Source organism: Gaoshiqia hydrogeniformans, from assembly GCF_049347105.1.
Classification (GTDB): Bacteria; Bacteroidota; Bacteroidia; order Bacteroidales; family Prolixibacteraceae; genus Gaoshiqia; species Gaoshiqia hydrogeniformans.
The window spans coordinates 1,430,040-1,443,433 of sequence record NZ_CP186334.1; the positions used below are offsets into that span (position 1 = coordinate 1,430,040).

A 13,394-nucleotide genomic window follows, 5' to 3' on the forward strand; every position below is an offset into this window, starting at 1 on the left:
AATACTCAGAGCAAAAGCAGGTATAAATAATCGCTAAGCCCATGCCGAAGTGATGTAAGCGCTTTACTAATACGGTATTCGACCGTTTTGACTGAAATATTCTCCTGATCGGCAATTTGCCGGTAACTTAAACCTGTAAACCGGCTGAGAATAAATGTTTCCCTGATTCCGTCAGGCAGGCGCCTGATTTCATCGTCGATCCGTTGTTTTAACTCGCTGTCGAGCAACGGAAATTCCGTCATGTCAATATCGGAAAGGATCGAAAGTTGCTGATCGGCATAGGCCGTACGTATATTCCGGTAAGCCAGGTGGTCCAGGCAGCGGTTGTGTACCGACCGGATAAAATATGATTTTACGCTAAGCCCGATTTCTATATTTTTCCTGTTCTCCCATAGCCGGACAAAAAAATCCTGAACAATATCTTTTGAAACCGACTCTGTGCCTACGATTTTGATAGCATAGACACAAAGTCCCTGATAATATCGTTCAAAAAAATAATCAAAAGCCAAACTCTGCCCTTCTTTCAATTTTTCAAAGAGGACAAGTTCTTTTGTCTTAGTATCGGCAGCATTACCCATTGGCCCGGAAAAGATTAGAAACAAGAAACAATATAAGTTTTTCAAAGCATTTTCGGAGCAGTCAATTTTATTTTTGATTATGCCGTTGGTTGCAGAAAAATCAAACAACTTGCTCTTTTATTCCATAAATACAACAAAAACAGAGAATTAAAAGCTATTCAACCTATTTTATTTTTAATCTGAAGATGGTAACTTGTATGGAAATTCTAAACGCCGGAGTCATGCATTTTCAGTACCTCAACCTAAAAAAAAGCAGGGAACATTTACTCTGCGATGAAAAAACAATCCCCCCTTCCCCGGGTAGGCGAAAGTTTATGAAGGCGCTTGGGCTTGGCGCCCTGGCCTGGAACCCGCTGGTCGATTCAATCAAGTTGCTGTCGAAAGATGCGTTCGAAATAAAACAAAGAAAGCAAAACCTGCTGTTTTACCGGAACAACCAGTTGGCATGGGAGATTTCCGACCGGATTTTTGAATCCGGATTTTCGACAAGCTTCCGTCAGCAGGATGACCGTTATATCATTGAAGCTTCCGGATTAACCTGCATCAACACCAACCTGACGCTCTCGGTGCAAGCCGAAATCTACTTTGAGCAAGCTTGCTGGCTGATGAAGTTCCGTATCCCCGAACTGAAGCTGAACACTACGCTCGATTTATTGCACTGGCTCGACGGGCATGTCACAATTTATACCGGTACAGTACTGAATAAAACCTTAGCACAAATAAACAACGGCGACAAGGTAGGCGTTTCCGGCAATCTCCACCTCCGACTGGACCACCAGTGGAAACTTGATTTTGAAGGCAAACAGGCTGTTGGCTTTACCTATCAGTCTCATCTGTTTCAAACCGGCCAACTGAGCATCATCCCGGCTACCAACAGCGAGATTCTGTTTCTGAATCAATCGTTTAAGCGAGGCACCCGCTTTCGGTTTACCGGATTTGAAGCATGGGGACAGCTCATCTCACACCTGGATCTTTCCCGGAATATGCAGCTATCGGCAGTAGGCACACCCACCCTGGAACTGCTCTTGGGAGAAGAATCCCTGATCTGGGTATCGGGAAGAAACGACCAGCTAAGGCTGGCATCCGCCGGCTTTCAGGAGGGAGAACTCCTCTTTGACAAGTATTTCTTTTTCGCCGAGTACCTGAAAGACATCACTCCCCGGGTTTATTTCTCGGCCAGCCTTCCGCAACGCGGGCAATGGTTAAGCAATCAACTGGGGGCATTTAAATTTGCGCCTTCGCTGAAAATTCCTGATTTCGAAGCATTCGGAACGGGAAACCAGCTGTACGGAGAAATCCTTGAGCCCCGGCTGCATGCTTTTAAGGCCCATTTGCCCGGCGGAACCAGCCTGACATCGACCTATGCCGATTCCCCGTCCATCCGCATCAACCTGCAGGAGCCGGTGAAACGGGTGACCACCCCCGCCCGTCAACGGTTGACGGTACCCGCCACAACCACCGATACGAAAACGGAAGAAAAAAAACAAGAGCCTGCAAGCACACCCGCCACGACCCAACCAACCGGTAATATCACCACGGTTCCTCAGGAACCGGTGAGGCCGCAGATCACCAACCAGCCACAATTAGACATCCAGGTAAATAAAATCAGGTTTCGCCCGAAGCGGGCGCTGACCGTTCGGGTACTGCGCCCGGAAGATATGATTCTGCTGGAGTTTGAATTTCATAATTTCAACTACACCAACCGGGGACAAGCTCCTTTCCTCGAATTGGACGATGCGAAGAAAAACGGCGTAGTCATTGTCTATTTCACCAGCCAGCACACCCTCGAGGAAGCATTCTTCGAGTCGAACCAGATTCCCGGAACCGGAACCAACACCGAGGTAGTGTTACCGGCAAAACATTTGCGGGCGCGTCGCAGCCGGCTGGTTTACGAGTTGCCGGCCGGGCACGGAGGTTTTCCGCTGACTATGAATGAACTGCTCGACTGGTCAAAATTTAAACTCCGGGTAAATCCACGGGCCTGGATAAAAATCCCACAGATTAGCCGTCTGAAAACACCGGTTTTCTTAACCGGAAGAACCGAAACCGTCAAAACACCGTCAAGCAGCAAGTACCTGGATACCCAATCGAAAGATTATGCCATCAGAATGGTGGAAAGTTCAAAAGTGAAAGCCGGTCAACGGACAGTTTACCAGGAAGACCAGCTTTCGAAAGTGCTGCAACCTGCCGATATGCAAACAGTCCGCCCGGCATTCAACGTGGAGGCCCTAAAAAATGTCAGTCTTAAAGTAGGACCTGTACCGGAATTTGATACCTCGATTGAAGCTCCGACGCTAATGTATATTTCCCCGAACCAAACCAACGACTTCTTTCACCAGAAGGAGTTACAGTTCAGGGATACCACTGAGATGAAATTAGTGAGCCAGGACCGGCAACTCATGTCAACCGAATTCCGGGTGCTTGATCCCCTGTCTACCACGAAAGGGCAGGTCACCGAGCTTTGGCACACCACCTTGGGGGTACGGCTGACCGGGGGAAAAGTAAGCCGTTCACTTGGCGACTTCAAAACCATTCGCGCCTTGTGGGCCGACGAAGCCAACGAAAAATATGAAACAGCGCCGCCACTAGGCGAACCGTTTATGGCGTCGCTCGATGCCAGCGACCGGCACATTTTGGTCCACACCACCTCCAACTACTCCATCCCCGGCTATTCGCCCAAAGCAGTGCCGGTAAAAAACCTGATGCTGACCAGCCTGGGGGCATACCTCGACTGGCACGCTTTTTTTGATGTTCCTTCGCCGGCCGACGATGTGCTCAGTATTATTGAGTGGGAACACTTCGCAACCCTGGGCCGCGACCACTATGTAAAAGTGGTGCGCGAAGGTTACCTGTTCCCCTTCGGACACCGGGCTGCCCTGGTAAAAGTCACCGAGCGTAAATTTCACCAGCCCACCAAATCGGCTGTTAACAGGCAGCGCATGTACATTGTCATTCTTGAAAAAGAAGTGCTGTACTCGCGCACCGATCCGCAGGGAAAATTCATTGAATTCCCGTTCCAGGCAGTTCGGGTTAATACGACCAAAACACCCGACATTGATAACCCGGCAGATTCGACCATTATCAATGTGCCTCCTGCCGGCGGAGCCATAAAGATTCTGAATTTCACTAACCGTTTCGGAGGAAGCGCCAACACCAGTTACAACTTCTACATCAATGTTGGCAACAAAGGGTTCCCGTTTGATCTGGTTGTGACAGATAAAGAAGGCTTTGAACAACAGATACGCATGCCACTGGCCTTTCTGGAAAACCGGGTAGCCCGCGACATCAACCTGATGCAGCAGGTCATTAACCAATACAATCCGAATAAAACCTATAACGAAGTCAGCTTTGCCGGGCAGGAAATTGCCTACGCCGAAAGTTTGGTGGACGGAGACACCACGCTTGAAACCGAGCTTGTGGCCTTTGGCGCCCAGACCTACGCGGCAAGCGGCGTTTCCGACATTAAGTTTCATCCGAAAATGCAGGAGGCCAAGGTTTACCTCAAACAGGTAGACGAGATGACCGGCATACGCAAGCTGACCGGTATCGGGCTGGAAGATGATAAGAACGGCGGGATGGTATTTGCCCGCGTGGCAGGCGCCGTGCTCGACTTCTCGGGCGATTCCGGCAAATCGGGAGGCTTCCTTTCTCCCAACATCGAAATTACGGCGCTCAGCAAATTACAGGGCCCGGTAGGCGGGGCCATCGACGATATGAAAGATCTGAATTTCCTGCCGGATAAGTTTTTTAAAGCATTAGACAGCTTCCCGGCGGCTAAAATTTTCGGCGTCATTAATATTTTTGACCTGCTTGGCGGACTTGACCTGGGCGGGGCTTTCGATGGGCTGATCAATACCATCAACTCGGCCAAACAACAAATAGAGGATTTCAAAAATCAAATTCTCTATTTGGAGAACCTGGCCCGCGAAACCAAGGAAAATGTAGAAAGCCAAATCCAGGACCTTCAGCAGCAAATAAAAAACAAGGTAACCGAACTGCTGAATGCTCTGAACGGGAACCTGCCGAAAATACCGAACCTGAAAACCTATGTAACCAACGAGGCGTTTTATGCCGAGTACAAATGGCAACCCGAATTCAAAAACAGCCCGATTGTCATCATCGAAGATGTGCTGCAGGTGAATGTCGCCGACCGGAACAAGGCGCTCACCATCACTACCAAGTTTGAAAAACCCTTCGACGCGGCAAAACCTGCCAAGGTGAACGGTTCGGCTCGTTTCGAAAAATTCGGGATCGACCTGGTGCCCTTGCTGGCTGTTAATTTCAATTACCTGGAATTCAAAACCGGTTCATCGCAAAAAACCGATGTAAAAGTTGATATAGACAAAGACAAACCCATTGAATTTAAAGGAGCGCTGAGTTTTGTCAACAACCTGCAAAGCATCATTCCCAGCGGCGGTTTTTCGGACGACGGTCCTTTTATCGAGCTGAAACCGACCCAGGTTACCGCCGGCTTCAACATCAGCATTCCCAATGTGGAAGTGGGTATTTGCATGATTTCGAACATGAGTCTGGGAGCCCGGGTTACCCTGCCGTTTACCGGCGCCCCGCTCACGATGGGCTTCAATTTCTGCACGCGCGAGAACCCCTTCCTGCTAACTGTATCCTGTTTTGGCGGCGGCGGTTTCTTCATGATGGTGACCACCCTGCGCGGGTTACAATCCATTGAAGCGGCCTTTGAATTTGGAGCGGCCATGTCGCTAAACGTAGGCGTAGCCTCCGGAGGCGTTTCGGCTATGGGCGGATTCTACTTCAAATTTGAACTGGTGATGCAGGAAGTGAACGGTGAAACTGAAGAAATCGGTATGTCGACGCTCACCGGGTACCTGCGTATCAACGGACATTTATCCATCCTGGGCCTGATCAAGGTTTCGCTGGAGTTCTACCTGGCCTTTACCGCCGTATTTAAAGGCGACAAAGTAGAAAAACTGGAAGGCATAGCCACCTTGAAAGTGAAGGTAGAAGTCCTGTTCTTCAGCAAAACCGTTTCGGTAACTGTCCGCCGCGAGTTGAAGGGCGCCGATGCCGATCCGAAGTTTATTGAAATGATTGATCAGGATGACTGGCAGGAATACTGCCTGGCCTTCGCCAGTTAATTTATACATGTTGAACTTTGAAAAAACAAGGATATGCCACAGGAAATCATATTTACCACGTTGCCGCACCAGCGAACCAAGGTCAACGGCGAAGACATGCTCAAACTTTCGGTTTTCGTTTCCGTCAAACTAAGTACACCGAACGATACCACACTCAGCGAATTTGAAGACATCATGGCCTGGCCTCAAAAAGTGCTGAATGCCGGTTTCAGGTTTCGGCTGCAAAACGGCACCTTGCTCGATGCCCAATTACTGGCAGAGCAACTGGATCCGGATCTCTACCATGTTATTTTTCACAAAGACATCAAAGTAGATGATTTTAAAGAAGAAGAAAATCTTTCGGCCCGAAGAATCTATTCCTTCCCGATGAAGCATGTGCAGGATTTCATCCTGCAAACCTACACTCAGGAAGCCGTGATCAATCCCACGCAAAAGGTTACCCCCGAAAAATTTGTGGACGAACTGAACCTGGGCGCCATTTCGCGGATCAAACTCAACCCGCAAACCATCCAACAGGTAAGCCAGCCCAGGCGTACAAGCGCGTTGAAGGCACAAAACCTGATGATGAAACAGGTGGACAGCGACCGGCAGTTACGGGCAACAATCCAACAAAACAAATTTAAACGCTTTGAGAGGCAGATGGACCCGAAAAACGACTTCACCCAACTGCGTCAGTTTCATCGGGTTGACAGGCAAGCAGGCCCGAAGTTGCAGATCCAGTTGAAAAAACCAAGCTTCGAGTTCCACGATATTTTATCGGCCATCACCAGCTTCCCTCAAATTATGCGCAAGCTGGGATTTGTACTCGATTTCATCGTCCCCTATAACGCATCCATCCCCGCTAAAGGAACTATCCAACTGGTTCCCGAAGGATTGGTTTTCGATGAAGAAGGAACCACTGTTTCTATTCCGGCAACTGCCTACGAGATAACCAACTCCGGATTTTACATTGGCGACAAAACCGATTCCATCTTTAAACAGGGATTTGTAAAGATTAACACCGACAACTTTGCGGTGGTGCAGGTCGACGCGGATGGCACTGCGCTGAAAACTTCGAACATGGCCGAAAACAAGGTCCAGGAGATTGCCCGTTTTTACGAGGTACGGGCCAACCTGTCGGTCAGCTCCATGCTGAAAGCGAAGGAAATGGAAGAAGTTGAGCCGCCAAAGGATGAAGGGCTCCCCTTTATGCGTTCGGCGGGCATCGCCATTACCAAAAACGGGATGGCCGAACATGTATTTACGCGGGTGCAAAACAACATTCAGATCAAACAATCCTTCGTCAGCGCTTCTCCTCAAATCATGCAGGTACAACCAAAGATGCTAATACAGGGTGTTGTTCCTCAGATCTACCAGCTAAAGGTGAAGGAACCGGTCAAGGTATTGTATTCCAACGATGTGATTCAAGGGTACCAAATGGACATTGCTTACGACGACGATCCGAATAAATGGTATTCGTTGCACCAGCGACAGGATGAATACAGTTGGTTCGACGAACAAAACAATCCGCATAAAATCGAAGGAATTCATCCCGATGAAGGGTGTATCCAACTGGGTATGGCCGAAGATCCGGAGAATCCGGAGGATGTTTTTGTATCGGAAACCCTGGCGCGCTGGGAAGGCTGGAGCCTCTCCGTCCGCAAACCGGGCTATGCCATCAACGAATCGGATGACTATGAGTTACAGGAGGGCGAAACCCAAAAGAAAGACTTTGTTTACAAGTCGAAAACACAGGAGGCACAAAAATATGCCTTCGACCCGGACCTGGATTTCCGCATCAATGCCCAATCAAAAATTGTCGCCGGTACACTGCCGAAACTCCGCTTTGGCAAGAACTACCGCGTGCGCATCCGGGCAGTCGACCTGGCCGGGAACAGTGTCCCTTTGCTGAGCCAGCCCGAAGCTCCCGGAGAAACCATCCGTTACAACATCCGTTACATGCGTTACGAACCGTTGGCCAGCCCCATCGTGCTGGTAGGCAACGAACTGAAAGACGGTGAATTTTTGGAAAGCATGGTCATCCGCTCAAACTACGATCAATCGGTTGGCGAATACGAGAACAGCCACCCGGTTGACGGGGAAAAACTGGACGATCATTCGCTGCGCTACCTGTTGCCACCCAAAAACAGCCAGCAAATAGCCGAAACTCACGGGATGTTCGAAAAAGCCTTCAGCAACCCGGATATGGCAAAAGAGATCTACCAAATCATTACATCACACGAAGGCCTGTATCAACAAGACGAAAAAAACAAGGAAAAAATTTACAAACCCTCAGAAGTTGAGATCATTTACCTGCCCGACCCGATGGCGGCAGGCGTGGCTTTATTTTTGGCAGAAGATTGCGAAACCACCCACACGCAGGAATTTACCCCGCGTATGTTCAGTTTCTTTTCGAATGACGAACTGGCGCCGAATCAAACCAACTCGGTTGATAAACCTGAAGACTGGTACCATGCAAAACACCTGCGCCTACGCCTCGAAGAAGGGCCTACGGATGCCCAATGGAACGCCGGTCAAAGGCAACTCACGATTTATCTGCCCAAAGGCTTACGTACCCGGATCAAATTCAGCACGTTCTGGAGAGAAAAAGATTTGAAGCAGCTTTCAGCCATTTGGGAAATGGTCAAAAAAGCGTCGTCGGGTAATCAGTCTGAGCTGGAAAAGCTGGCTTTCAGCGGCCGGCACTGGATGGTTAGCCCTTCGCGCGAAATGGAACTGGTACACGCCTTGCAGCAACCGCTGGAGGAACCGGTCATTCAAAATTTATTACCTAACCGCGATTTTTCGGACACAACAGTCGACATAAACATCCGATTTAAAATACATGGCGAAAGCACCGAAAAAGTAGAACTGCAGTCGCGCTGGACCGAACCCCACGATGATGGGATTTCGGTAAAAATCAAAGAACGGCAGGGAAGTAACAGCATCCCCGATGTCCTGGTAAACTACCAGGACGAGATCATTACCAAAGGCACCATTCCTGCTCCCGAAGTCCTGGTCAGACCACAGGTGCAAAACCTGCAGATAGCGCCAATCAAAAAATTTGAAATGCGTACGAAGGCCGATTTTGAGCGTGACCCGCAGCCCGGCGCCGTACGTTTAAACAGCCTGTATAAAACGCAAGCCGTGTCGTACCAGAAATTTGAAGTGGAAAAACAAGCCGCGCCAAAGACCATCGTAAACCAGGTGAAGTTTGATGTACAGGAATACAAATTCAGCTTTGTCAAGCAGGTGATGTTCCGCATCAAAGCGCTCGAACAGCAGTTTAGCGACACCAAACACCGCTGGGTAGATTACCGCCTGGTGGCAGCGTCGCGCTACCGGGAATACTTCGACAAAATTCTGACCGCCAACCCAGCCCTTACAACCACCCGTGAAAGTGTCTGGATGGAACGGGTAAATATTCCCAGCACCGCGCGGCCCAAAGTCCCGGAAATCGATTACATTATCCCGACTTTCGAATGGCGGAAAACACAAACAGCCGATGCCGTACGCCATCAACGGGTGGGCGGCGGACTGCGTATTTTCCTGAAACGGCCGTGGTATTCTACCGGCGACGACGAGATGTTGGCTGTCATCCTGCCCGACCGGGCAATAAACACGGGCATGCTAGCCATGCGGGCTCCCGGTTATTCCGACTATTACACCAACTGGGGGATCGACCCGATCCTGTATTCCGTTCAACCGGCAGGTTTTTCGCCGGCCGACCAGGACTTCCGGATGAACCCGGTGATTGACGACGACCTGCAATACCCCGACCGCAATGCAAAAGCAAAGGCCGTTGCCTACCCGGTCCACTTTGACGAAGACCGGCAAAGCTGGTTCTGCGACCTGAGCATCAACCCCGGCAACATGTATTTTCCGTTTGTGAAGCTCGCCCTGGCACGATATCAACCCTATTCGGTGCGGAAGAACGACGAAGATGTATGCCTTTCACCCGTCGTGATGGGACACTTTATTCAGTTGATGCCCGACCGGCAAACCACCATCCGGTTTAAGCGTGACGATGTAAACTCAAAATTCACGATAACAGTTGAAGGACCGATTTACAACGACCGCCTGGCCAAGTACGGGAACTATAACTTCCTGCGCATCAGCTTCCAGGATTCGCGGATTGCCCAGCCAATCTTTGGTACGGTAAGCGACGGAACCAACGACAAGGACCTGAACGAAGAAGGAGTTGAAATCCCGATCAATGCCCGGGTCATCGAAAACAACCGGTTTAGCATCAGCCGCGAGTTCAACTTGCCAAGAAAGTATAAAACAGAAGCATTCCAGATCGTCGTTGAAGAATACGAACGCGGCCCGAACAAAATAGGCGGCCTGCCTCCCAACTACCAGAACCGGTTGGAACAATCAGAGGAAACCGACCGCCTGATTTATGCAGATGTGTTCAACATTAACGCTCAGGAAAAATAAGAAGATTGTTTCATTAACAACCGGTATTTGATAATTTAACCCTTGTACTCCGGTGCGGTGAAAAAATTTAACGCATCGGATTTTTTTGTGGATCGCGCAGACAAGTCCACTTCCCTCACCTAAAGCACAAAAAGGGGATCGGTATCTGTATGCCCGTGGCTAATGTCAAAAGAAATTAGTTAATTTTACAGGCAAATTTCGTGACGTGAGCAAAACTAAACCAATAGGAGTAAATTTCGAAACGCTGGAAACCGATCATCTGCCCCATTTGTCGGTTGACTGTGTTGTATTCGGATTTCATGATAACCAGCTGAAGGTCCTTCTTCTCAAATCCAGGATGATTGACGAATGGAGCTTGCCCGGAGGTTTTGTGGCAAAAAATGAAACGCTCGAGCAGGCGGCTGCGCGTGTGTTGCAGGAACGCACCGGGTTAAGCGAAATTTTCCTGAGCCAATTCCATGTGTTCAGCGATCCAAACCGGGCCAATCCGGCCCTGAAAAAGGATAAACTCGAAAAAGCAGGCATCAGCCTGAAAAATTACGAATGGCTTTATCAACGGTTTTTATCGGTTGGCTTTTATGCGCTGGTGGAGTTCTCCCGGGTAGAACCGCAACCGGATGTTTTCTCTGATTACTGTGAATGGCACAACATCGACCAGCCCGGACCATTGATGATGGATCACCAGCAAATTCTCGAAAAAGCGCTTGTGGCTATGCGCCTTCAGCTTCGTTACCAGCCAATCGGCTACAACCTGCTACCCGGAAAATTCACCATGCCTGAATTGCAAAAGCTGTACGAAACCATTTTAGGCAAAGAACTGGACCGCCGGAATTTTCAACGAAAAGTATTGAGTTATAAAATCCTCAAAAGACTGCCCGAACGACGCCTCGGTGTGGCCCATAAATCTCCTTACTTATATGCTTTTGACACCGAAAATTATAACAAGGCTCTGCAGGATGGATTAAGCGGCGACTGGTAACCTGCTGACATTCTTTTACTTACAATTCTTTTCCCGAATAAACAACAAAAACGGGGACGTATATCCAAATAAGTTTTACATTTGCGATGGATTTGGTTCTATGGATCCGGCAACTGCCGGATCCGGATGAAAAGGGAATCCGGTTAGAATCCGGAGCTGTACCCGCAGCTGTAAGCCTTAAGACAAATCTTTCTGAAACTCCAGCCACTGTCCGGCTTTTGACGGAATGGGAAGGCATCAGAAAGAGAGGTGAGCCAGAAGACCTGCCAAAATCCGCAAATAAATTAACAAAAGCTTCGGGAATAAAGCTGGTGAAATCTAATCATGTATTTTTCACAAATTTTATCCTAAGCTCATATTCTCTTAAAAAGAAATGAGACGGTTTTTTATTATTGCAGGAATTTTAGTCTTCTTTTTGTTTGACGCATCTGCCCAGGAAGAAAGTGTGATCGACACCATCCTGTTGCACGAGGTCACTTCGTATGCTACGGTAAAAAAATACCAGGCAGGGGCAAAAGTCGAATCCATATCGGCTGATCAACTGTTACTTGGTCAAACTGCCGGCATCGACCAGTTGTTAATGCGATTTTCATCTGTTTATTTAAAGTCAAATGCAGGGGGGCTGTCGACGATCCGTTTACGCGGAACAGCTCCCGATCATACTTCAGTTAATTTTGGCGGCGTCAATATCAACTCCCTGACCTTGGGACACTCCAACATGTCGAAGGTGCCTGTATATCTTTTTGACGGACTTGAATTGCAGTACGGCAGTTCATCGGCCGTTAACGGTTCGGGCTCCATTGGCGGTGCAATTTACCTGGGAATGAACAGCAACTGGACCGACGGCGTAAAACTGAAAACCACCATTTCGCAGGGCTCTTTTGGAGAACAATTATACGGAGCAAAAATTTTTGCCGGGAATGGCAAGTTCGAGTCTGTCACAAGGTTATTTTATTTCAGCAGGAAGAACGACTTTCCGTTTAAAAATCCCTACACCGGTGATGTGGAAAATCCGGGCGCCGTGAACGACCGTCAGCATGGAGCGGCAGTTGAGAATATGGGGTTGATCCAGGAATTGAATTACCGTTTTCACAAGGATGAATTTATCAAGTCGGCAGTTTGGCTCGAACGCAACTGGCACGAAGTGCAGCCCAATATGCAGTCGAACCTGAGATATACCGGCACCGAAGAGCTCGACAACAAACACATCCGTTTTTGGTCGGAATATCAAAATAACAAAAATCCGTTGAAATATCAGGCTGGCCTGGGCTACGTGCATGACCTGCAAATATATGACAGTATTGATGAACAGCGAATCGGGACCGACAGGCTGATTGCCGAACTGACAGTAAAACAGGATATCAGAAAATACGTTGGTTACAAAACCGGGGTTAAATATCAATATATTGTTCCCGACGTTTATGCTTATTCAGGAGAAGTCATTGACTATGAGCAGAACCTGGATGTGCACTTTTCTTCATTCTTCACTGCCTTGAACCGCCTGAAGCTAACGCTCAACCTCAGACAAATGTATGTCACTCGCTTTTCGGCGCCCTTTACGCCTTCTATTGGCGCCGAATACCGGCTGTTAACCCGAAATAATACCGTGCTGAAACTGAATTCAAATATTTCGCGCAGTTATCGCATCCCGACGTTTAACGACCGTTATTGGGGAAATCAGGGTAATCCGAACCTGAACCCGGAAGACGGCATGAATTACGAGTTGGGATTGAATTACCTGTATTGTTCCGAAGATTTTCAATCGGATATCAAACTGAACGTTTTTTATATGGATGTAAAAAACTGGATTGAATGGCGAAACTTTGGGGTTTGGCAAGCTCATAACCTGATGGAAGTAGTCAGTAAAGGGATTGAATTTCAATCGAACACCGACTGGAAACCGGGAGACATTCATTTAAATTTCAGACTGAATTACAATTTTAACCCGGTGGAAGCAGTTGAAAATATTTCCGAAACAGGTATTACCCACCGTCAGTTGATTTATGTCCCCAAACACATGGGTAACGCCTTTTTTATGGTGAAATACAAAAACTGGCAGGTACATGCTGACGGAAGTTATACCGGGCTGCGTTTCTCGGATGATTTTGACAACGAACTGGATCCGTATTTCCTGACTAACTGCGGGGTATGGAGAGACATGACTGTAGGTAACCAGCAGTTTAATATTTCTTTTTCTGTCAATAACCTGTTCGATACGGACTATCAAAACGAACGCTATTTTGCGATGCCGGGAAGAAGTTTCCGCATCAGCCTTTCAACCAATTTGAATCTACTTTAAAAACT

The 13,394-nt window shown here is 48.3% G+C and carries 5 protein-coding genes and 1 riboswitch; of the genes, 4 read left to right on the forward strand and 1 reads right to left on the reverse strand.

Annotated features, from left to right (window positions below; genetic code table 11):
* Nucleotides 1-5: 5 nt before the first annotated feature.
* Complete coding sequence (locus tag ACOIT5_RS05810; RefSeq protein ID WP_423129526.1) at nt 6-578, reverse strand: RNA polymerase sigma-70 factor; 573 nt, start codon at nt 576-578, stop codon at nt 6-8.
* Nucleotides 579-775: 197 nt separating this feature from the next.
* On the opposite strand from ACOIT5_RS05810, the gene ACOIT5_RS05815 reads away from it, so the two are divergent.
* The 4 genes from ACOIT5_RS05815 to ACOIT5_RS05830 all read left to right on the forward strand — a co-directional run bounded on the left by ACOIT5_RS05815 (nt 776) and on the right by ACOIT5_RS05830 (nt 13,389).
* Nucleotides 776-5,692 carry a hypothetical protein gene (locus tag ACOIT5_RS05815; protein WP_423129527.1) on the forward strand — a complete coding sequence of 1,639 codons (4,917 nt, stop codon included), beginning with the start codon at nt 776-778 and terminating at the stop codon, nt 5,690-5,692.
* A gap of 33 nt (nt 5,693-5,725) precedes the next feature.
* Nucleotides 5,726-10,111, forward strand: coding sequence for a hypothetical protein (locus ACOIT5_RS05820; RefSeq protein ID WP_423129528.1), 4,386 nt, complete (start codon nt 5,726-5,728; stop codon nt 10,109-10,111).
* A gap of 205 nt (nt 10,112-10,316) precedes the next feature.
* Complete coding sequence (locus ACOIT5_RS05825) at nt 10,317-11,090, forward strand: NUDIX hydrolase (RefSeq protein ID WP_423129529.1); 774 nt, start codon at nt 10,317-10,319, stop codon at nt 11,088-11,090.
* A gap of 76 nt (nt 11,091-11,166) precedes the next feature.
* Nucleotides 11,167-11,375: riboswitch (cobalamin riboswitch) on the forward strand.
* 88 nt (nt 11,376-11,463) lie between these two features.
* On the forward strand, nt 11,464-13,389 hold the full coding sequence (locus ACOIT5_RS05830; RefSeq protein ID WP_423129530.1) for a TonB-dependent receptor: 1,926 nt from the start codon (nt 11,464-11,466) through the stop codon (nt 13,387-13,389).
* The last annotated feature ends 5 nt before the right edge of the window (nt 13,390-13,394 follow it).